The sequence below is a fragment of the Streptomyces deccanensis genome (genome assembly GCF_022385335.1).
Taxonomy (GTDB): domain Bacteria; phylum Actinomycetota; class Actinomycetes; order Streptomycetales; family Streptomycetaceae; genus Streptomyces; species Streptomyces deccanensis.
In genome coordinates, this window is sequence record NZ_CP092431.1 from 8,523,554 (window position 1) to 8,542,636 (window position 19,083).

The 19,083-nt window shown below is 71.4% G+C and carries 20 protein-coding genes and 1 pseudogene; 11 read left to right on the forward strand and 10 right to left on the reverse strand.

Annotated elements, in window-relative coordinates; translation table 11 throughout:
* The first annotated feature begins 26 nt into the window (after nucleotides 1-26).
* From L3078_RS37665 to L3078_RS37695, 7 genes are read left to right on the forward strand one after another with little or no spacing between them, the layout of a single operon-like run.
* Nucleotides 27-290 (forward strand): gas vesicle protein GvpG, encoded by a 264-nt coding sequence (locus L3078_RS37665; protein WP_005482365.1) that lies wholly within the window; start codon nucleotides 27-29, stop codon nucleotides 288-290.
* The gene (locus L3078_RS37670) at nucleotides 287-892 is read left to right on the forward strand and encodes a DNA primase (protein WP_239758513.1); all 606 of its coding nucleotides are present in this window, start codon (nucleotides 287-289) and stop codon (nucleotides 890-892) included. Before L3078_RS37665 ends, L3078_RS37670 begins: the two co-directional genes overlap by 4 nt.
* Nucleotides 885-2,144, forward strand: a complete 1,260-nt coding sequence (locus L3078_RS37675) for an SRPBCC family protein (protein ID WP_239758515.1) — start codon at nucleotides 885-887, stop codon at nucleotides 2,142-2,144. The genes L3078_RS37670 and L3078_RS37675 overlap by 8 nt, the downstream gene beginning before the upstream one ends.
* Complete coding sequence (locus tag L3078_RS37680; protein WP_045556595.1) at nucleotides 2,141-2,506, forward strand: gas vesicle protein; 366 nt, start codon at nucleotides 2,141-2,143, stop codon at nucleotides 2,504-2,506. Before L3078_RS37675 ends, L3078_RS37680 begins: the two co-directional genes overlap by 4 nt.
* A complete protein-coding gene (locus L3078_RS37685) occupies nucleotides 2,503-3,279 on the forward strand; it encodes a GvpL/GvpF family gas vesicle protein (RefSeq protein WP_239758517.1) in 777 nt (258 codons plus the stop codon). The genes L3078_RS37680 and L3078_RS37685 overlap by 4 nt, the downstream gene beginning before the upstream one ends.
* Nucleotides 3,276-3,464 (forward strand): gas vesicle protein, encoded by a 189-nt coding sequence (locus tag L3078_RS37690; protein WP_033529791.1) that lies wholly within the window; start codon nucleotides 3,276-3,278, stop codon nucleotides 3,462-3,464. The genes L3078_RS37685 and L3078_RS37690 overlap by 4 nt, the downstream gene beginning before the upstream one ends.
* Nucleotides 3,461-3,742: a gas vesicle protein K gene (locus L3078_RS37695; protein ID WP_239758519.1), complete on the forward strand. Its 282-nt coding sequence runs from the start codon at nucleotides 3,461-3,463 to the stop codon at nucleotides 3,740-3,742. The genes L3078_RS37690 and L3078_RS37695 overlap by 4 nt, the downstream gene beginning before the upstream one ends.
* 2 nt (nucleotides 3,743-3,744) lie before the next feature.
* Here L3078_RS37695 and L3078_RS37700 read toward each other — a convergent pair whose 3' ends face one another.
* The 3 genes from L3078_RS37700 to L3078_RS37710 all read right to left on the reverse strand — a co-directional run bounded on the left by L3078_RS37700 (nucleotide 3,745) and on the right by L3078_RS37710 (nucleotide 6,403).
* Entirely contained in the window at nucleotides 3,745-3,915 is a 171-nt protein-coding gene (locus L3078_RS37700) for a hypothetical protein (RefSeq protein WP_033529789.1), read from the reverse strand.
* A 43-nt stretch (nucleotides 3,916-3,958) separates the two neighbouring features.
* On the reverse strand, nucleotides 3,959-4,780 hold the full coding sequence (locus L3078_RS37705; protein ID WP_239758521.1) for a class I SAM-dependent methyltransferase: 822 nt from the start codon (nucleotides 4,778-4,780) through the stop codon (nucleotides 3,959-3,961).
* A gap of 129 nt (nucleotides 4,781-4,909) precedes the next feature.
* A complete protein-coding gene (locus L3078_RS37710) occupies nucleotides 4,910-6,403 on the reverse strand; it encodes a bifunctional phosphatase PAP2/diacylglycerol kinase family protein (protein WP_239758522.1) in 1,494 nt (497 codons plus the stop codon).
* Between the two features lie 117 nt (nucleotides 6,404-6,520).
* Here L3078_RS37710 and L3078_RS37715 point away from each other — a divergent pair, with 117 nt between their 5' ends.
* The 3 genes from L3078_RS37715 to L3078_RS37725 all read left to right on the forward strand — a co-directional run bounded on the left by L3078_RS37715 (nucleotide 6,521) and on the right by L3078_RS37725 (nucleotide 9,050).
* Nucleotides 6,521-8,140 (forward strand): ABC-F family ATP-binding cassette domain-containing protein, encoded by a 1,620-nt coding sequence (locus L3078_RS37715; protein ID WP_239758524.1) that lies wholly within the window; start codon nucleotides 6,521-6,523, stop codon nucleotides 8,138-8,140.
* A gap of 86 nt (nucleotides 8,141-8,226) precedes the next feature.
* Entirely contained in the window at nucleotides 8,227-8,460 is a 234-nt protein-coding gene (locus L3078_RS37720; RefSeq protein WP_239758526.1) for a DUF6158 family protein, read from the forward strand.
* Nucleotides 8,457-9,050, forward strand: coding sequence for a TIGR03086 family metal-binding protein (locus tag L3078_RS37725; protein WP_239758528.1), 594 nt, complete (start codon nucleotides 8,457-8,459; stop codon nucleotides 9,048-9,050). The genes L3078_RS37720 and L3078_RS37725 overlap by 4 nt, the downstream gene beginning before the upstream one ends.
* 142 nt (nucleotides 9,051-9,192) lie before the next feature.
* Here the strand turns inward: L3078_RS37725 and L3078_RS37730 are convergent, their stop codons facing one another.
* From L3078_RS37730 to L3078_RS37755, 6 genes and pseudogenes are all read right to left on the reverse strand, one after another.
* Nucleotides 9,193-11,298: a catalase gene (locus L3078_RS37730; RefSeq protein WP_239758530.1), complete on the reverse strand. Its 2,106-nt coding sequence runs from the start codon at nucleotides 11,296-11,298 to the stop codon at nucleotides 9,193-9,195.
* Nucleotides 11,298-11,840, reverse strand: coding sequence for a type 1 glutamine amidotransferase domain-containing protein (locus tag L3078_RS37735; RefSeq protein WP_239758531.1), 543 nt, complete (start codon nucleotides 11,838-11,840; stop codon nucleotides 11,298-11,300). Before L3078_RS37735 ends, L3078_RS37730 begins: the two co-directional genes overlap by 1 nt.
* Before the next feature lie 100 nt (nucleotides 11,841-11,940).
* Nucleotides 11,941-13,404 carry an aminotransferase class I/II-fold pyridoxal phosphate-dependent enzyme gene (locus L3078_RS37740; RefSeq protein WP_239758532.1) on the reverse strand — a complete coding sequence of 488 codons (1,464 nt, stop codon included), beginning with the start codon at nucleotides 13,402-13,404 and terminating at the stop codon, nucleotides 11,941-11,943.
* A gap of 498 nt (nucleotides 13,405-13,902) precedes the next feature.
* Nucleotides 13,903-14,337 (reverse strand): annotated as a pseudogene (locus L3078_RS37745) (CBS domain-containing protein); the annotation flags it as partial.
* Between the two features lie 90 nt (nucleotides 14,338-14,427).
* Nucleotides 14,428-14,895: a DUF2795 domain-containing protein gene (locus L3078_RS37750; protein ID WP_239758534.1), complete on the reverse strand. Its 468-nt coding sequence runs from the start codon at nucleotides 14,893-14,895 to the stop codon at nucleotides 14,428-14,430.
* A gap of 72 nt (nucleotides 14,896-14,967) precedes the next feature.
* The gene (locus L3078_RS37755) at nucleotides 14,968-16,776 is read right to left on the reverse strand and encodes a thiamine pyrophosphate-requiring protein (RefSeq protein WP_239758536.1); all 1,809 of its coding nucleotides are present in this window, start codon (nucleotides 16,774-16,776) and stop codon (nucleotides 14,968-14,970) included.
* A gap of 233 nt (nucleotides 16,777-17,009) precedes the next feature.
* Here L3078_RS37755 and L3078_RS37760 point away from each other — a divergent pair, with 233 nt between their 5' ends.
* The gene (locus L3078_RS37760) at nucleotides 17,010-17,798 is read left to right on the forward strand and encodes an RNA polymerase sigma factor SigF (protein ID WP_086801509.1); all 789 of its coding nucleotides are present in this window, start codon (nucleotides 17,010-17,012) and stop codon (nucleotides 17,796-17,798) included.
* Between the two features lie 108 nt (nucleotides 17,799-17,906).
* Here L3078_RS37760 and L3078_RS37765 read toward each other — a convergent pair whose 3' ends face one another.
* Nucleotides 17,907-19,019 carry a PAS domain-containing protein gene (locus tag L3078_RS37765; RefSeq protein WP_239758538.1) on the reverse strand — a complete coding sequence of 371 codons (1,113 nt, stop codon included), beginning with the start codon at nucleotides 19,017-19,019 and terminating at the stop codon, nucleotides 17,907-17,909.
* Nucleotides 19,020-19,083 lie beyond the last annotated feature (64 nt).

A 19,083-nucleotide genomic window follows, 5' to 3' on the forward strand; every position in this document is an offset into this window, starting at 1 on the left:
CGCGCGACGGCCGAGGAGGCGAGTACATGGGACTGATCACCGAAGTGCTGCTGCTGCCGTTCGCACCGGTGCGCGGCAGCCTCTGGACGGTGAGACAGGTGCTCACCGAGGCCGAGCGCCAGTACTACGACCCGGCGGCCGTCCGCGCCGATCTCGCCCGCCTCGAGCAGCGGCTCGAAGCGGGCGAGATCGATGAGGAGGAGTTCGACCGCCTGGAGGACGAGCTCCTGGACCGGCTGGAGATCAGCACGCAGAGGAGCACAGGAACCGGCAACGGGACGACACAATGAATCGAATGGGACTGGGCCTCGCGGTAGGGGCCGGATACGTCCTCGGACGTACCAAGAAGATGAAACTCGCGTTCGCCGTCGGCACCATGGTGGCCGGCAAGCGGATGCACCTGAGCCCACGCGCGCTCGCGGACCTGGTGTCCCAGCAGCTGCAGAACAATCCGCAGTTCAAGGAGCTCGGGGACCAGCTCCGCGAGGATCTGCGCGGTGCGGGCAAGGCGGCCACCGGGGCGCTGGTCGAGCGGCAGATCGAAGGTCTCGCCGGCCGGCTGCACGGGCGCACCTCACAGGTGCGCGACCGGCTCGCCGGGGTGACGCCGGAGCTGTCCGGGCGCGACGAGGACGAGGAGCCGGAATCCGGCCGCGACGAATCCGGCCGCGACGAATCCGGCCGCGACGCGCCCGAGGAGCCGCGGCGGTCGTCGGGCGGGCGGGCGGCGAAGAAGCCCCCGGCCAAGAAGACCGCCCCGGCGAAGAAGACGGCCGCCAAGAAGACCGCCCCGGCCAAGAAGGCGGCTCCGGCGAAGAAGACGGCCGCCAAGAAGACCGCGCGCAAGGCCACGCGGTCACGGACGACGAGGGGAGGCGGCAGCGATGACTGAGACCCTCGGATCGGCCACCGGCCGCGCGACCGGCGGGGCCGCGGACCGGGCGAAGGACGCGACGTCGGGCAACCCGCTCTCCGACCTCGCCCACAGCGAGGCCGTCGACCACCTCAAGGCCGAGGCCCGCGAGTACCTGGCCGCGCAGGCCCAGCGCCTGCTGGTCGGCGCCGGCCGCAAACTCGGCGAGACCACCGGCAAGCTCAACGACATCGCCGAAGGCAACAGCCCCGGCTTCGCCAAGCTGGCCCTCGACGGCGGCCGCAAGCTCGCCGAGGGCAAGGGACCGCTGCGCACCGCCCTGGAGGTGGGCGCCGGACGCGCCAAGGACAACGTGCTCGGCGCGCTCAAGAACCTGGGCGGCGGCAAGGGCAAACGCAAGGGCGGCTCGGGCAACAAGCCCACCGTGATCATGGAGTCCATCGACGTCGGGGTCCCGGTGCGGACCGCGTACGACCAGTGGACCCAGTTCCAGAGCTTCAGCACCTTCGCCAAGGGCGTGAAGAGCGCCAACCAGGCCGACGACACCCACTCGGACTGGCAGATGAAGGTCTTCTGGTCCAACCGGAGCTGGAAGGCCCACACCACCGAGCAGGTGCCCGACCAGCGGATCACCTGGACGTCCGAGGGCGCCAAGGGCACCACCAAGGGAGCCGTCACCTTCCACTCCCTCGCCGACGACCTCACCCGGGTCCTGCTCGTCATCGAGTACTACCCGAAGGGCCTGTTCGAGAAGACCGGCAACCTCTGGCGCGCCCAGGGCCGCCGGGCCCGGCTCGACCTCAAGAACTTCGCCCGCTTCATCATGCTCAGGGGCGAGGCCGAGGACGGCTGGCGCGGGGAGATCCGCGACGGCGAGGTCGTCGTCAGCCACGAGGACGCCCTCGCCGAGGAGGAGCGGGAGGACCAGGAGCAGGAGGAGCTGCCCGACGGCGAGGCCGAGGAGGACGGCGAGGCCGAGGACGAGTACGAGGAGGAGCCGGAGGAGGAGCCCGAGCCGGACGAGGAGCCGCGTGACTCCGACGAGCCGGACGAGGCCGCCGACGAGGGCGAGGAGTACGCCGACGAGGACGAGGGCGAAGAGTACGTCGACGACGACGAGGAAGGCGACCTGGAGGACCCGGACGAGGTACCCGAGGGCGAGTACGAGGACGTTCCCGAGGCCGAGGACGACGCCGGGGAGGACATCGACGAGGAACCGTACGAGGATGAGGACGAGGAGCGGGCCGCCGTGGGCGGGAGTCGACGATGACGTTCCCGAGCCGAGTCCCCGAGCCGTACGGGCAGAACGGGAGTGCCAACCTGGCCGACATCCTGGAGCGAGTCCTCGACAAGGGCCTGGTGATCGCGGGTGACATCCGCATCAACCTGCTCGACATCGAACTGCTCACCATCAAGCTGCGCCTGATCGTCGCCTCCGTCGACAAGGCCAAGGAGATGGGGATCGACTGGTGGGAGACCGACCCGGCGCTGTCGTCCAACGCCCGCCGCGACGAACTCTCCCGTGAGAACGCCGAGTTGCGCGCCCGGCTCGCGGAGCTGGACGACGGCGGGTACCGGCGGGAGCCGGAGCCGGCCATCGAGCGCGGCCGCGCCAGAGAGGAGCCCTCATGACCGGACTGCGTTACGTGTACGCCGTCTGCCGCCCCTTCGACGCGGCGCTCCAGTCCCAGCTCAAAGGGGTCGCGGGCGCGCCGCCCCGGCAACTGCGCCACCACGACCTGATCGCCGTGGTCAGCGAGGTGCCGGAGCGCGACTTCGCGGAGCAGCCGCTCCGCGCCCATCTGGAGGACCTGGACTGGCTGACCGAGACGGCCCGGGCCCACCAGAGCGTGATCGACGCCCTCACCGTCGTCACCACCCCGCTGCCGCTCCGGCTCGGCACCGTCTTCCGCGACGACAGCGGCGTACGGGTCATGCTGGAGGCCCGCGAGGAGGCGTTCCGGCGCACCCTGGACCGGCTCGCGGGCCGGGTGGAGTGGGGCGTCAAGATCTACGCGGAGTCCGAGGAGCGAGAGGCTTCTCAGGCGCCCGCGAAGGTCTCCAGCGGGCGTGACTATCTCATGCAGCGGCGGCGGAGCCACCGGGCCCACGAGGAGATGTGGGAGAAAGCCGACCGGTTCGCCCGGCAACTGCACGAGACTCTCGCGGAATTCGCCGAGGACACCCGGTTGCACGCCCCGCAGAATTCCGCACTCTCCGGCGTTCCCGGACGCAATGTGCTGAACGCGGCCTATTTGGTGCCGCGCGCGCATTCCGAGGAGTTCGTGGAACTGGTGGACCGTACGAAAGGTGAGGAGCCGGGATTGCGCGTGGAACTCACCGGGCCGTGGGCCGCGTATTCCTTCAGTGGTGAGACGACCGGGGCCGGGGAGGAAAGCCCGTGACCGTGATCGAACGTCGTGAGGTCGCCCTCGTCGACCTCCTCGACCGGCTGCTGGCCGGCGGGGTCGTCATCACCGGGGACCTCACCCTGCGCATCGCGGACGTCGACCTCGTCCGCATCGATCTGAACGCGCTGATCAGCTCCGTGAACGCACAGGTCCCGTCACCTTGGGGAGGCATCGAGTGAGCGGCCGCAACCGCCTCGAACTGGAGCCCGACACCGTCGAGAGGGACCTGGTCAAACTGGTCCTGACCGTCGTCGAGCTGCTCCGTCAGCTCATGGAGCGGCAGGCGGTGCGCCGCTTCGACACCGGGGAGCTCACGGAGGAGCAGGAGGAGCGCATCGGGCTCACGCTGATGCTGCTGGACGATCGCATGACCGAACTGCGCGAGCGCTACGGACTGCGGCCCGAGGACCTGAATCTGGACCTCGGGCCGCTCGGACCGTTGCTACCGCGGGAGTGACGTCACCACCTGTACCAGCGGCTTCTTCCTCCCGAGGCGGACGTGCCGCGCACCAGGAAGCCGAGGAGCCACAGCACCAGGACGGCCAATGCGATGTACCAGAGAACCTTCACCGCGAATCCGGCGCCGAAGAGAATGAGCACCAGAAGCAGTACCAACAGGATGGGAACCATTATGCGAACCTCCTGATGGTTCGTGTTTCCAGAATTCCCGCTTTCAGGCAGCCTTGCGGCAGAGAATTTCTCCGTGGATTACGGCGAACCAGCCGTCCTCCTGCTCTCCCCATTCCCGCCAGGACTCGGCGATCGCCCGCAATTGCCCGGCCGTGGCGTGACCGCCCTCGGTGGCCCGGTCGGCGTAGGCGGAGGCGACCGTCCGGTCCGCCCACAGCCCGCTCCACCAGGCCCGCTCCTCCGCCGTCGAGTAGGTCCAGGTGGCGGAGGTGGCGGTGATGTCGGTGAGCCCGGCGCGCAGCGCCCAGGACTTCAGCCGGCGCCCCGCGTCGGGCTCACCGCCGTTGGCGCGGGCCACCCGGCGGTACAGGTCCAGCCAGTCGTCCATGCCCGCCGACTCGGGGAACCAGGTCATGGCGGCGTAGTCCGCGTCGCGGACGGCGACGATCCCGCCCGGCCTGGTGACCCGGCGCATCTCGCGCAGTGCCCGCACCGGATCGCCGACGTGCTGGAGCACCTGGTGCGCGTGGACCACGCAGAAGGTGTCGTCGGGGAAGTCCAGGGCGTGGACGTCCGCGACGGCGAAGTCCGTGTTCTTCAGGCCGCGTTCGGCGGCCGTGGCCCGGGCCTGGTCCAGGATGCCGGGCGCGTGGTCGACGCCGGTGACGTGGCCGTCCGGGACCAGGGCGGCCAGGTCGGCGGTGATGGTGCCCGGACCGCAGCCGATGTCCAGGATCCTCATGTCGGGCTTCAGCGAATCGAGGAGGTAGGCCGCCGAGTTGGCGGCCGTGCGCCAGGTGTGCGAGCGCAGCACCGACTCGTGGTGCCCGTGCGTGTAGACGGCGGTCTCCTGTGCCTTGGACATGGCCGTTCCCCTTCCCCGAGGACCGCGACGACCGCGGGCCGTCCTCGCACCGTACGCGACCATGCCGAATAGTGAGACCGCCGTCTTGAATTATGGACACGCCCGTGTCGGTCGGTGACGAGGTGGGTCTCAGCTCATCGGCACGGGCCGGTACACCGTCAGTGCCTCCGGGAGCTTCCGGAGCGTCAGATCCCCCCGCACCTCGGTGACTTCGCCGTCGTAGGCGAGGAGGGTGCCCGGCGCGATGCCGTCCACCCGGAGCCGTCGTACGCGGACCGCCGCGTGGGCCGGGGTCCGGGTCAGCGGGCCGGCCACGGCAGCGGCCAGCAGCCGCAGGGCCGGGCGGCGGCCGCCGTGCACGACACGGACGTCCAGCAGGCCGTCGGCCAGGTCGAAACGCCGGGCGGGGGCGTAGCCCAGCCGGTGGTAGGTGCCGTTGCCCGCGAAGAGCAGCCAGATCGGGCGGGGCCGGCCCTCGAAGGTGGCCTGCAGCGGATGCCGGTCGGAGCGCAGGACCCGCAGGGCCGCGATGACGCCCGCGGGCCAGCCACCGACCACCTTCTCCCAGCGCTCGCGCTCCCGCACCAGCTCGGGGTAGACACCGAGGCTGAACGTGTTGACGAAGTGGCCCTCCGTGTCGCCGGTGGTGAAGTGCCCGAGGTCCACCCGGACGGCCTCGCCCCGGCGCACCGCGCGGCCCACGTCGCGGACGTCCTCCACGCCGAGGTCGTAGGCGAAGTGGTTGAGCGTGCCGCCGGGCAGGACGGCGAGGGGGAGGCCGTGGCGCAGGGCCACCTCGGCGGCCGCGTTCACCGTGCCGTCGCCGCCGCACACGCCCAGCACGCGGGCGTGGGCCGCGGCCTTCTCCAGCTCGGCCCGGACGTCCTCCGGCTCGCACTCCACGGTCTCGGCGCCGGGCAGCACGTCACGCAGCGCGCGCACCCGGTCCGACGTCCCCGAGGCACGGTTGGCGACCACGACCAGGCCGTCGCCGTCGGGCAGCGCGGGCGCGTCCACGTACGGGCGGCCGGGCGGGGGCAGCTGGTCGCGGGTCGGCACGATGCCGCGTACGGCGTAGGCGGCGCCCACGCCCAGGGCGGCGCCCACCAGGACGTCGCTCGGGAAGTGCACGCCCGTGTAGACACGGGACAGCGCCACGGCGGTGGCCAGCGGAGCGACCGCGGCGCCCCAGGCGCGCGACTCCAGGGCGACACCTGCGGCGAAGGCGGCGGCGGAGGCCGAGTGGCCCGACGGGAACGACGTGGTGATCGGCTGCCGCTTCAGCTGCCGGGTCAGCGGCACGTTGTCCAGGACCGGGCGGGGGCGGCGGATCGAGCGCTTGCCGAGCGTGTTGATCGTCGCCGAGGCGAGTGCGAGGGAGGCGACGCCCCGGACGGCCGCCCTGCGGGCCCGCGGGCTCCGGGTCGCCGCGATCGCCGCCGCCGTGGCGAACCACAGCACGCCGTGGTTCGCGGCGCGGCTCAGTTTCGGCAGCAGGGGGTGCGCGCCCGGCCAGTCACGGGTCGCCACCGCGTTGAAGAGGCGGCTGTCCGCGGCGAGGAAACGGTCGCGGAGGATGTGGTGGCCCGGGGGGCGGACGGTGAGGTCGACGTCTGGGGTCATGGTCCACGAGTACCCCATGGGGCGGGTTACGTGTCGGGCGGGGGTGAGCGAGCGGGGGAGCGGGGGGCGGTGAAATGGATTTGCTCGGGCGTGGCGCGGCCTCGGACAATGCGCCCCATGGGACATCTCGAAGCCGCTCACCTGGAGTACTACCTGCCGGACGGGAGGGCGCTGCTCGGGGACGTGTCCTTCCGGGTGGGGGAGGGGTCGGTCGTCGCGCTCGTCGGGCCCAACGGGGCCGGCAAGACGACATTGCTGCGCCTGATCTCCGGGGAGCTGAAGCCCCACGGCGGGTCGGTCACCGTCACCGGGGGCCTCGGGGTGATGCGGCAGTTCGTGGGGTCCGTGCGGGACGAGACGACCGTGCGGGACCTGCTGGTGTCGGTGGCCCAGCCCGGGATCAGGGAGGCCGCGAAGGCGGTCGACGCCGCCGAGCACGGGATCATGACCGTGGACGACGAGGCGGCCCAGCTGGCGTACGCGCAGGCCCTCTCCGACTGGGCCGAGGTGCGCGGCTACGAGGCCGAGACCCTGTGGGACATCTGCACCATGGCCGCGCTCGGCGTGCCGTACGAGAAGGCGCAGTTTCGGCAGGTGCGGACGCTCTCCGGCGGTGAGCAGAAGCGGCTCGTCCTGGAGGCGCTGCTGCGCGGCACCGACCAGGTGCTCCTCCTCGACGAGCCCGACAACTACCTCGACGTCCCCGGCAAGCGCTGGCTGGAGGAGCGGCTGAAGGAGACCCGCAAGACGGTCCTCTTCGTCTCCCACGACCGGGAACTGCTGTCCCGCGCCGCCGAGAAGATCGTCAGCGTGGAGCCGGGGCCGGCGGGCGCGGACGCCTGGGTGCACGGCGGCGGGTTCGACACCTACCACGAGGCCCGGCGGCAGCGCTTCGAGCGCTTCGAGGAACTGCGCCGCCGCTGGGACGAGAAGCACGCCCAGCTGAAGAAGCTGGTGCTGACGCTCCGTCAGGCGGCCGCCGTCAGCCATGAGATGGCCTCGCGGTACGCCGCCGCCCAGACCCGGCTGCGCAAGTTCGAGGAGGCCGGGCCGCCTCCGGAGCCGCCGCGCGAGCAGGACATCACCATGCGGCTCAAGGGCGGCCGCACGGGCGTGCGGGCCGTGACCTGCGAGGGACTCGAACTCACCGGCCTGATGAAACCCTTCGACCTGGAGGTCTTCTACGGCGAACGGGTCGCCGTCCTCGGCTCGAACGGCTCGGGCAAGTCCCACTTCCTGCGACTGCTCGCCGGCGACGACGTGGCCCACACGGGGCAGTGGAAGCTCGGCGCCCGGGTCGTCCCCGGCCACTTCGCGCAGACGCACGCCCATCCCGAGCTGGAGGGCCGGGCACTGCTCGACATCCTGTGGAAGGAGCACGCGCAGGACCGGGGCGCCGCCATGTCCCGGCTGCGCCGCTACGAGCTGACCAGGCAGGCCGAGCAACCCTTCGACCGGCTCTCCGGCGGCCAGCAGGCCCGCTTCCAGATCCTGCTCCTGGAGCTCCAGGGCGTCACCGCGCTCCTGCTCGACGAACCCACGGACAACCTCGACCTGGAATCGGCCGAGGCGCTCCAGGAGGGGCTGGAGGCCTTCGACGGGACCGTCATCGCTGTCACCCACGACCGCTGGTTCGCTCGTTCGTTCGATCGCTATCTGGTCTTCGGCTCCGACGGCCGGGTCCGGGAGACCTCGGAGCCGGTCTGGGACGAGCGACGCGTGGAGCGCGCCCGCTAGCAGTGTTCCGAAGCCCCCGCGCGGGGGCCCGGGGGCCCGGATCTTCGTACAGTGGAGGGAGGACCCACCGAGATCGGGGTACCACCATGACCGGAGTGCACCCGGACCAACTGGACGACCAGCAGTTGATGAAGGAACTGGAGTCGATCCACCGCACGCGGCACGACACACTGCTGCACGGCTCGACCGAGGCGCTGCGCACCCACAACGAACGGATGGCCCAACTGGAGGGCGAGTATCTGCGCCGCCACCCGCGCCGGCCGGTCGTCTCGGGCCGTACGCGCGAAGGCGCGCGGGATCGAGGGCCGGCGACGACATGAGATCCGGCGCGACCGCGGGGAGGCGTGCGCTGCTCGACCGGCACGCCGAGGCCCAGGACCTCTTCGGCGCGCGGGTCCACGCCGTCCGGGACGACCAGTGGGGGGCGGACACGCCCTGCGCCGAGTGGTCGGTCCGCGACCTCGTCAACCACCTCGTCTCCGAGCAGCTGTGGGTGCCCTCGCTGGTCCGGGACGGCTGCATGATCGAGGAGGTCGGCGACACGTTCGGCGGGGACCTGCTGGGGTCCGACCCCGCGGCCTCCTGGGACACCGCCGCGCACTCCGCGCGGGAGGCGCTCTCGGCGCCCGGTGCGCTGGACCGCACGGTCCACCTGTCGTACGGCGACACCCCGGCGACCGCGTACTGCGCCCAGATGGCCGCCGATCTCGTCGTGCACGCGTGGGATCTTTCGCGGGCGATCGGGGCGGACGAGCGGCTGCCGGGGGAGCTGGTGCGGTTCGCGGTGGACGAGATCGCTCCGTACGCCGGTGATCTGGAGAAGAGCGGGCTGTTCGCGGCGCCGGTGGCTCCGCCGGTGGGGGCGGACGCGCAGACCAGGTTGTTGTGTCTGCTCGGGCGGAGGCCCTAGCGCCGGAGGCATGAGGGCCGGTTCGGGGGTGGGGGTGGTGGTGCGTCGCGGGGTGCGGGTGCGTCGTGGTTGCTCGCGCAGTTCCCCGCGCCCCTGAAAGCAGAGGGGGCGCCCCTTGTTGCGAGGGGCGCCCCCATCGTGATCAGCAGCGGGTCGGTGGGCGGTTCCAGTGGCGGTGGGCCGCTATCGCCGTGATGAACTCCCTGGTGAAGTCGTCGCTCGCGGTGCCCTGGGCGGTGTCCGTGACCACGCCCCGGTCCGCGACCACGTGGTGGAACTCGGAGGAGAGGCGGACCCCCTCGGGCTGGAGCGCGGCGAGGATGCCGACGCCGGAGCCGAGGGCGCCGATCGGTTTGCCGTGGCGGTAGGCGTCTCGGACGAAGCGCATGGCGTCGGGATCGGTCGACGGGGACGGTGTGGCGACGGGACCGCCGGGCAGCAGGACCGCGTCGTACAGGACCGACGCCACCGTCGGCAGGGCCCGGTCCACGGTGTACTCGGCGCCGTCCGCCCCGCGTACCGTGCCGTCCTGGGCGGCCAGGGCCTCGACGACGGCGCCCTCGGCGGCCAGGGCCTCCCGCACACTCGTCACCTGCTCGGCGTCCACCCCGTCGGCCACCAGCACGGCGATCTGCCGGGTGCGGAGGGAACCAGGGCCGCGCTGCGCCTCCAGGCTGAGGGCCCGCGAGGCGAGCTTGTACGCCACCGGCTCGGCGTCCGACGGGACGGGCACCCCGATGCCCTTCGCCACCTCGGCCGCCAACTCCGGGTCCACCTTGGTCAGTTGCTCCACCGTGCGGGCACGGACGGAAAGGGCGCCGACCTTGCCCAGCTCGAAGCGGAAGGCGTCCACGATGTGCTGCTTCTCCCAGGGGGCCATGCTGTTCCAGAACATGGCCGGCTGGCTGTGGTGGTCCTTGAAACTCTCGCTGCGGCGGCGGATCTTGGCGCCGTCGACGCGCTCGGCGAGGTGCGTGTAGGCCTGCGGGTCGACGCCCGCGTGGGCCGGGCAGCCCCCGCCGAGGGAGTTCGGGAAGTAGTTCGTGCCGCGGTGGACCGCCGACTGGTGATAGCCGTCGCGGTGGTTGGTGCGCACGGGGGCCACGGGGCGGTTCACCGGCAGCTGACTGAAGTTGGGGCCGCCGAGGCGGATCAACTGGGTGTCCAGGTAGGAGAAGTTGCGGGCCTGGAGCAGCGGGTCGTTGGTGAAGTCGATGCCCGGGACGACGTTCGCGGTGTGGAAGGCGACCTGTTCGGTCTCCGCGAAGAAATTCTCGGGGTTGCGGTCCAGCACCATCCGGCCGATCGGCCGCACCGGCACCAGCTCCTCCGGGATGAGCTTCGTCGCGTCGAGCAGATCGAAGTCGAAGGCGAACTCGTCCTCCTCCGGCACCAGTTGGACGCCGAGCTCCCACTCCGGGAACTCACCCGCCTCGATGGCGTCCCACAGATCCCTGCGGTTGAAGTCCGGGTCCCGGCCCTGGCACTCCTGCGCCTCGTCCCACACCAGCGAGTGCGTGCCCAGCTTCGGCTTCCAGTGGAACTTCACGAACGTTCCCCGCCCGTCGGCGGTCACGAAACGGAAGGTGTGCACGCCGAAGCCCTGCATCATGCGGTAGCTCCGCGGGATCGCCCGGTCGGACATCAGCCACATGATCGCGTGCAGCGTCTCCGGCTGGAGCGACACGAAGTCCCAGAGCGTGTCGTGCGCGGACGCGCCCGTCGGGATGTCGTTGTGCGGCTCCGGCTTCACCGCGTGCACGAAGTCGGGGAACTTGATCCCGTCCTGGATGAAGAAGACCGGGAAGTTGTTCCCGACCAGGTCGTAATTGCCCTCCGAGGTATAGAACTTGGTCGCGAAGCCACGTACGTCCCGCACGGTGTCCGCCGAGCCGCGCGGCCCCTGCACGGTCGAGAACCGTACGAAGACCGGGGTGCGCACCGAGGGGTCCTGGAGGAACGCGGCCCGGGTGAACTCCGCGCAGGACTCGTACGGTTCGAAGTACCCGTAGGCTCCCGCGCCCCGGGCGTGGACGACCCGCTCCGGGATCCGCTCGTGGTCGAAGTGGGTGAGCTTCTCCCGGAAGTGGAAGTCCTCCATCAGGGTCGGCCCGCGCTCACCGACGGTCAGTGAGTCGTCGGTGTGGTCGACGGCCACGCCCTGGTCGGTGGTGAGGGGGCCCGACGCCGGGTCGACCGGGTGGGCTGCCTCGCGCTGCTCCCGCTTGCGGTCCATGGGCGAGCTCATCAGGCGGCCTCCTGGGAGAACACGTCGAGGAACGCCTCACAGAACGCCTTGAGGTCGTCCGGTTTGCGGCTGGTCACCAGCTTGCCCGCGCCGTGGTCGCAGACCTTCACCTGCTCGTCCACCCAGGTGCCGCCCGCGTTGCGGATGTCCGTCCGCAGACTCGGCCACGAGGTCAGGACCCGGCCGCGCACCACGTCCGCCTCCACCAGCGTCCACGGCGCGTGACAGATCGCCGCGACGGGACGGCCCCGTTCGAAGAACGACCGGACGAACGACACGGCCTTGTCGTCCATGCGCAGGAAGTCCGGGTTGGCCACCCCGCCGGGCAGGACCAACGCGTCGAACGACTCGGCCGGAGTCTCGCCCACCACGGCGTCGACGGGGAACGTGTCCGCCTTGTCGAGATGGTCGAAGGCCTGGATCCGTCCCGACTTCGTCGACACCAGCACGGGTTCGTGACCGGCGTTCTCCGCCGCCTGCCAGGGCTCGGTCAGCTCGATCTGTTCCACACCCTCGGGTGCCGTCAGGAATGCGATACGCATGGCTGCTCGGTCTCCTCTCCTTGCCGTGTTCCTTGCGGTGTTCCGCGCCGTGCTCGGCGCCGTGTTCCGCGTCTTGTGCCGCGGTTGTCTCCGTCGCCGGTCACCGGGCCACCACACGCAGGGTGCGCAGCTCCGGGTCCGACGGATCGGGTACGTACATGCCGTGCTCCACCCCGGATCCGAGGTACTCCACGACCGCCCGGTCGATCCGTTCGCCCGGACAGATCACCGGCACCCCCGGCGGATAGGGGCTGGCGGGCTCCGCGGCCACCCGGCCCACCGCTTCCTCCAACGGCACCTGCTCCACCGGCCCGAAGAACGCGTCGCGGGGGAGCATCACGCTCTCCAGCTCCAGCTCCTCCGGTTCGGGCAGCCGCATGTCCGGCCGCGGCGGCAGCGACTCGCGCCGCTTCACCAGGTCCGTCAGGGCGTCCAGCAGGGCAGCGCAGCTCTCCTCCGTGTCGGCGTGGGTGAGTTGGGCGACCACACGCCGGTGGTCGCCGAGCCCGAGATCGACCCGGTGGTGCTCGCGCAACCACTCGACGGCCGCGTAGCCGCTCGTGCCGAGACCGGCGACGTCGATCACGACCATCAGCGGGTCGTACGCGAACGCCCGCCCGGGACCGGTGAGTTCGTCGTCGGCTAGCGGGACGAGTCCGGGCAGCGCGGCCACCTCCGTACGCAGCCGGGCCGCCAACCTCAGCGCCTGATCGAGGAGTTCATGGCCGCTCTCCACCATCTGCCGCCGCCAGCCGTCCAGCGCCGCCCACATCAGGACCGACGGGCTGGTGGTGTTGAGCAGATCGCCGCGGAGCCTGAGCACGGCCGGATCGACCAGGTCGCCCCGCAGATGGAAGACCGAGCCCTGCTCCAGGCCCGCGCCCATCTTGTGCACCGACGTCACACACAGGTCGGCACCCGCGTCCATCGCCCAGCTCGGCAGGGCCTCGTGGAACGGCAGATGGGCGCCCCACGCCTCGTCGACGATCAGCGGCCGGCCGTGCGCGTGACAGACCTCCGCGATCGCGGCGATGTCCGCACAGGTGCCGTACGCCGTGGGCGTGACCAGCAGCATGCCCTTCGCGTCGGGCGCCCGCTCGAAGGCCTCGGCGACCTGCTCGGGGCCCGGCGGATGCGACAGCGCGTGCTCGGCGTCCCAGCGCGGGCGCACCCACACCGGTTCGACGCCCGCCAGGATCACGCCCGCGATCACCGATTTGTGGGCGTTGCGCGCGATCAGCAGCTTCTCGTGCGGCCCGGCGACCGCCAGCATCGACGCCTTCACCGACAGGGAGCTGCCGCAGGTGGAGAAGTACGCACGGTCCGCGTCCACCGCGTCCGCCATCAGCTCCTCGGCGCGCTCCAGGACCCGGCCCGACATCCGCCGGTCGTCCAGCCCGTTGAGGGCGAGCACGTCCGAGGCCAACACATCGGGGCCGAGCGTGAGCGCGACCCGCGCGTCCACACCCGTACCGCCCTTGTGACCGGGCGGCGAGAAAGCCCGACGCCCGCCGCGCCGGTAGCGCTCCAGCGCCTCCAGGACGGGGTTGGAGTTGCTTGGCAAGGATTGCGTACGAGGTCGCATTAGCTCGATCGTGTGAGGGTCGGCTTTCAGGCTTGCGGTGCGTTGGGCTGTTTGGATTAACGTGGCTGTGCGACCTGGGACACCGGGTACGGCGTCAGCGTGCGGGGCCCCCGTTCCACCAGAGGATGGAACAGGGCCTCCCCGTCGCCTCTGGCTGTATCCACCTGGCCAGGTCGCGTAGGGAACCGGCCTCCCGGGCCAGGACCACGCACAGGATGCGTGTCGCCACCCGGGGGCGAGTACGCCGGGGACCAGCTCGCCCAAGACCGTTCGGGGCGCGCGGCTGAACGGACTCACTCCCGCTCAGTCCACAGGAACGGTACGGGAGTGATCGGGCCACTGCTCGGTGCTCACGCTGTCGTCGTCCATGATCTCCGTGCCGGTCGCTGTCCGACGTGGGGTGGTGATGTCTGAGGTCGGGGCCGTCCCCGCGGTGGTCGTGAAGGGCTTGCCGGTCCCCGGTCCGGTCCCGGAGCGTGGGTCCGTTCCCGGCCAGGGGTCCGGTTCCGCCCGGCTGATGTGGGCGAGGGGCGAATCGGGGTCCTGGGCGACGGCCAGGTCGCCGAGGCTGACCATGCCCACCGGGTGTCCGTCCTCCACGACGGGCAGCCGGCGTATCGCGTGATCGCACATCAGCTCGACCGCGGCGGACACGGCCTCGTCCGGAGCGACCACGACCGGGTTCGGGGTGCAGACGGCCTGGGCGCTCACCGTCAGCGGGTCGGCCCCGTCGGCGACGGCCCGCAGGGTGATGTCGCGGTCGGTCAGGACCCCGATCACGTGCCCGTCGGCGGCGACCAGCACATCCCCGACGTCCTGGGCGCGCATCAACTGCGCCGCCTCCACGAGCGAGGCGTCCGGGCGGACCGCCACCACCCCTGGCGTCATGACTTCCCTCACGAACTCGGCCATGGTCTCCCGGCCTTTCGTCGCTCCGCCCCGACCGCGGGGGGCACGCCCGCGTCGGCGTGACCCTGCCCGCAGTACCCGAGCGCGGGGGGCCTATGTGTCCCCGTCATGTGCGGATTCCGTGGTGTCCGCCGGAGGCCGTGCGGCCCCGCCCCCGCTCTCCCCGGTCGCCTCGCCGTCGTCGTCCTGCGCCTGCACCACCGCCTCCGCGAGCCGGTGGGCCGAGTCGTAGCGCGCCTTGTGCGGCAGCCGCTCCAAGGGCGCCACGAGCCCGTCCGGGGCGTGCCGGTCCCGCAGGACCCGGATCAGCTCGGCGGGGCGCGCCGGGAACGACGTACGGCCCAGGACCCGGGCCAGGTCCAGCCGCAGCGCCTCCACCCGTGCGGGCGCCCGGCTCGGCGTCACCGGCCCGTACGCCACCTCCGGGTCGTCCTCGGCGTAGGGCTCGGGGTCGTTCCATTCCTCCGTGCGGGTGGGATGCCCCGAACGGAGCAACCCCTGCAGTTCGTGCTTCATCTCGTCGTCGCGGTGGGCGCTCAGCCGGTCGCTGCCTCGCTGCATGACTCCCCTCCAGATGGGTTGGTGGCCCCCGCGTACCCGAACGCCCGGCACCGACACGGGGACCCAGGGATCTCACGCGGGGCCGTCGTCCTTCGCGCGGGTGCCCGGCAGGAACTCCTGCACCTTCGCCTTGAAGCCCTGCTTGACCATGGACGCCCGGTCGGCGTCGCCCTTGAGGATCGAGGCGGCCGTGGACTCCATCTGCTCCCAGGTCGCGTGCGGCGGGATCGGCGGCACCGCCGGATCGGTGAGGAACTCGACGACGGCGGGCCCGTCCGCCGCGAGGGCCGCCCGCCAGCCGGCCTCCACGTCCTCGGGCTTCTCCACCCGGATGCCGGTCAGTCCCAGCGAGCGAGCGAAGGCGGCGTACTGGACGTCCGGCAGCTCCTGCGAGGGCAGGAACGACGGCTCGCCGCCCATCGCCCGCAGCTCCCACGTCACCTGGTTGAGGTCGTGGTTGTTCCAGACGGCCACCACCAGCCGAGGGTCCTCCCAGCGGTCCTGGTACTTGGCCGCCGTGATCAGCTCCGCCATGCCGTTCATCTGCATCGCCCCGTCCCCGACCAGGGCGATCGCCGGCCGGTCCGGGTGCGCGAACTTCGCGCCGATGGCGTACGGCACCCCGCAGCCCATCGTCGCCAGCGTGCCCGACAGAGAACCGCGCATACGCCCCCGCATGGTGATGTGGCGGGCGTACCAGTTCGCCGCCGAACCGGAGTCCGAGGAGATGATCGCGTCGTCCGGCAGCAGCGGATCGAGGGCGTGGGCCACCAGCTCGGGGTTGATCGGGTCGGCCGACAGCTCCGCCCGGCGTGCCGTCACCTCGCGCCAGCGCGCCACCCCCGCGCACACCTCGTCGTACCACTCGCGGCCCCGCTCCGGATCGATCAGCGGGATCAGCCGCTCCAGCGTCGCCTTCGCGTCGCCGACGAGGTTCACCTCGTACGGGTAGCGCATACCGACCATGTGCGGGTCGATGTCGATCTGCACGGCCCGCGCCTTGCCGAAGTCCGGCAGGAACTGCGAGTACGGGAAGGACGAGCCGATCGTCAGCAGGGTGTCGCAGTCCCGCATCAGCTCGTACGAGGGCCGCGTGCCCAGCAGTCCGATCGAGCCGGTGACGTACGGCAGTTCGTCGCTCAGCGCGTCCTTGCCGAGGAGCGCCTTGGCGACACCCGCGCCGAGCAGTTCGGCGATCCGGGCCACCTCGGCGCGGGCCCCGGCGGCGCCCTGCCCGATGAGGATCGCGACCTTGTCGCCGGCGTTCAGGATCTCGGCGGCCCGCTCCACCGACTCGGTCGACGGCACCGCCGTCCAGGCCTCGCCGCCCAGGCTGGAGGGGACCATCTTGAACTCGTGGGTCGGCGCCGAGTACTCCAGCTCCTGCACGTCACCGGGGATGATCACGGCCGTCGGCGCGCGGCGGGCGTACGCGGTGCGGATCGCCCGGTCGAGGACGTTCGGCAGCTGCTCGGGCACGGTCACCGTCTCGACGAAGTCCGAGGCCACGTCCTTGAACAGGGTGTGCAGGTCGACCTCCTGCTGGTAGGAGCCGCCCATCGCGCTGCGGTGCGTCTGGCCGACGATCGCCAGCACCGGCACATGGTCCAGCTTGGCGTCGTACAGGCCGTTGAGCAGATGGATCGCGCCCGGACCCGACGTCGCCGCGCACACCCCGAGCCGACCGGAGAACTTGGCGTACCCGACCGCCTGGAACGCGGACATCTCCTCGTGCCGGGACTGGATGAACCGCGGCCGGTCCTCGGCCCGGCCCCAGGCCGCGAGCAGCCCGTTGATCCCGTCCCCTGGATAGCCGAATACCTGTTCGACTCCCCATTCGCGCAGCCTCCGCAAGATGTGATCGGCGACGGTGGTGCTCATACTGGACCTCCCGGGGTGTGGTCTCCCGAGCGAGTCACCCGCGGGCGGAATGGAAAACCCCGAATGTGTTTGCCGAGCATGATCCGGGGCAGGCGCATAACAGTGCTTCGGACAGGAGGCACGTCCGTGGAAGTGGCGATTTCTCCCTCACGGGTGTGCTGTCCATGAGCACGCCCGCGCCCCCACGGTGACCGTCCATCCCAGAGGCACCTTCCAGGGAGTTGCGACGCACCATGCGTACCCAGGCGAAGCACCATCCGCACGACGACGCCCCCGACACCGCTGAGGCCTTCCGCCGACTGGCCGCGCTTCCGCCCGGTCAGCAGCGGGACACCCTGCGTGAGCAGATCATCGAGGCGTGGCTCCCCATGGCCGAACGGCTCGCGGGCCGGTTCCGCAACCGCGGCGAAAGCTACGACGACCTCCGTCAGGTGGCCTCGCTCGGCCTCGTCAAGGCGGTCGACCGCTACGACCCCGAGCTGGGCAACGCCTTCGAGAGCTATGCCGTACCCACCGTCACCGGCGAGATCAAGCGGCACTTCCGGGACCACATGTGGACCCTGCACGTGCCGCGCCGGGTCCAGGACCTGCGCAACCGCGTGCGGTTCGCCAGTCAGGACCTGTCCCAGACGATCTCCGGGCGGCGGCCCACCGTCGCGGAGATCGCGGCCCACGCGAACATGAGCGAGGAGGACGTCCAGGTCGGACTGGAGGCCCTGGAGAGCTTCACGGCGCTGTCGCTGGACGCGGAGCTGCCGGGGAGCGAGGACGGCTACTCGCTGAGCGACGCGCTGGGGTCGCCCGATCCCGCGCTGGACACGGTCGTGGACCGGGAGGCCGTCAAGCCCCGGCTGGCCGCGCTGCCGGAGCGGGAGCGGGCGATCCTCTACATGCGGTTCTTCGGCGACATGACGCAGAGCCGGATCGCCGAACAGCTGGGGATCTCGCAGATGCATGTGTCGCGGTTGATCAGCCGGTGCTGTGATCGGCTGCGGGACCAGGTGATGAAGGACGCGGTGTAGCTCCGCAGGTTGGCCGGGGGCGCCGTGGGAGTGGGGAGCGTGGTCGGCCGCGGGTTCGTCGTGGCTGGTCGCGCGGTTCCCCGCGCCCCTTACGGGGCGCGGCCCCGGCTACCTGGTCCGGGTCTGCATCGCCAGGGCTATGTGGCGGGACATCGTGTCCATCGCCTGGGCCTCGGCCATCGAGAAGGCCAGGCGGGCGCCTGAGCGGAAGAGGGTCAGGACGCCCTTGACCGGGCCTTCCGGGAGTGCCAGGGGCACCGCCAGCAGGGAGGTCACGTCGGCCTTCACCAGGACGGGGGCCCCGGAGCCGTCGTGGCCGAAGGCGGCCGGGTCGGCGGGGCGGATCTGGAGAGCGGGGGAGCCGCCTCGGGCGGCCGTGACGACGAGGGGACAGGTGGCGGGGTCCTGGGACACCAGGAGCTTCGCCGCCTCCTCCGAAGGGGCCAGCACCGTCGAGCGCGCGAGGCCGGGGCTCACCGTGTCGGCGACCACCCAGTCTGCGAAGCGGCCGTGCAGGACACGGGCCGCACGATCGAGGGCCGCGCCGGCGGGCGCCGTGAGCAGGGCCGTGGTCATCGCGTCGACGAGGTCCATCAGGGCCGCGTGACGGGTGGTCTCGGTGAGATTGGGCAACGGCCGCAGCGGCTCGACGGTCGGCATCCGGTGCCCGGCCGGCTGGAGGACGACCAGGACGGTGTTGCGCGGCTCGCCGCTGCCGGGGCGCAGCTTGGTGAGCGTGGCACGGACCGGCAACGACGGGCGCTGCTGCAGATGGACGCTGAGACTGCGGTCCCCCTCGCCCCGGGCCACGGCGGCCGCCTGGGACCGGAACGCCCCCCGGTCGGAATGGGCGAGGAAACCGCTGAGCGGACGGCCCGTCGCATAACCGGACTGTACGCCGGTGAAGGCGGTCGCGGCCCGGTTGAGGCGCCGCACCACCGTCTCCCGGTCCACCAACACCACCGGCAGCGGCAGGCTTTGGAACACGGTCTTCAGCAACTGGTGTTCCTGCGCGGCGGACGAGGTGCCGCCGACCGGCCCCGAGGCGGTCAGCCGCTCGTACCACGGCCACAACTGGGCCGCGACATGGTCGAGTTCGAAGAAGGCCGCGTCCAGGACCGTCGGGAGATCTCCCGTCGGTACCGAGCGTGCTGCCTTGAGCTCAGCGACACGGCGTACGAAATCCGCGAGTTCCTCACCGAATTCGTCCGTCTGCGTCATGCGACGAACGTAGCGCCTGACGGGCGGTGAGGCACGGCCGGACCGAAAGCCGAAGAATCGTTTT

What these genes read in the sequence shown, in the direction of transcription:
- L3078_RS37715 (WP_239758524.1), top strand. Translation starts at nt 6,521, where the DNA reads ATGGGACATCTCGAAGCCGCTCACCTGGAGTACTACCTGCCGGACGGG.
- L3078_RS37710 (WP_239758522.1), bottom strand. Translation starts at nt 6,403, where the DNA reads ATGACCCCAGACGTCGACCTCACCGTCCGCCCCCCGGGCCACCACATC.
- L3078_RS37760 (WP_086801509.1), top strand. Translation starts at nt 17,010, where the DNA reads ATGCGTACCCAGGCGAAGCACCATCCGCACGACGACGCCCCCGACACC.
- L3078_RS37675 (WP_239758515.1), top strand. Translation starts at nt 885, where the DNA reads ATGACTGAGACCCTCGGATCGGCCACCGGCCGCGCGACCGGCGGGGCC.
- L3078_RS37755 (WP_239758536.1), bottom strand. Translation starts at nt 16,776, where the DNA reads ATGAGCACCACCGTCGCCGATCACATCTTGCGGAGGCTGCGCGAATGG.
- L3078_RS37765 (WP_239758538.1), bottom strand. Translation starts at nt 19,019, where the DNA reads ATGACGCAGACGGACGAATTCGGTGAGGAACTCGCGGATTTCGTACGC.
- L3078_RS37665 (WP_005482365.1), top strand. Translation starts at nt 27, where the DNA reads ATGGGACTGATCACCGAAGTGCTGCTGCTGCCGTTCGCACCGGTGCGC.
- L3078_RS37700 (WP_033529789.1), bottom strand. Translation starts at nt 3,915, where the DNA reads ATGGTTCCCATCCTGTTGGTACTGCTTCTGGTGCTCATTCTCTTCGGC.
- L3078_RS37720 (WP_239758526.1), top strand. Translation starts at nt 8,227, where the DNA reads ATGACCGGAGTGCACCCGGACCAACTGGACGACCAGCAGTTGATGAAG.
- L3078_RS37735 (WP_239758531.1), bottom strand. Translation starts at nt 11,840, where the DNA reads ATGCGTATCGCATTCCTGACGGCACCCGAGGGTGTGGAACAGATCGAG.
- L3078_RS37685 (WP_239758517.1), top strand. Translation starts at nt 2,503, where the DNA reads ATGACCGGACTGCGTTACGTGTACGCCGTCTGCCGCCCCTTCGACGCG.
- L3078_RS37680 (WP_045556595.1), top strand. Translation starts at nt 2,141, where the DNA reads ATGACGTTCCCGAGCCGAGTCCCCGAGCCGTACGGGCAGAACGGGAGT.
- L3078_RS37725 (WP_239758528.1), top strand. Translation starts at nt 8,457, where the DNA reads ATGAGATCCGGCGCGACCGCGGGGAGGCGTGCGCTGCTCGACCGGCAC.
- L3078_RS37730 (WP_239758530.1), bottom strand. Translation starts at nt 11,298, where the DNA reads ATGAGCTCGCCCATGGACCGCAAGCGGGAGCAGCGCGAGGCAGCCCAC.
- L3078_RS37670 (WP_239758513.1), top strand. Translation starts at nt 287, where the DNA reads ATGAATCGAATGGGACTGGGCCTCGCGGTAGGGGCCGGATACGTCCTC.
- L3078_RS37750 (WP_239758534.1), bottom strand. Translation starts at nt 14,895, where the DNA reads ATGCAGCGAGGCAGCGACCGGCTGAGCGCCCACCGCGACGACGAGATG.
- L3078_RS37705 (WP_239758521.1), bottom strand. Translation starts at nt 4,780, where the DNA reads ATGTCCAAGGCACAGGAGACCGCCGTCTACACGCACGGGCACCACGAG.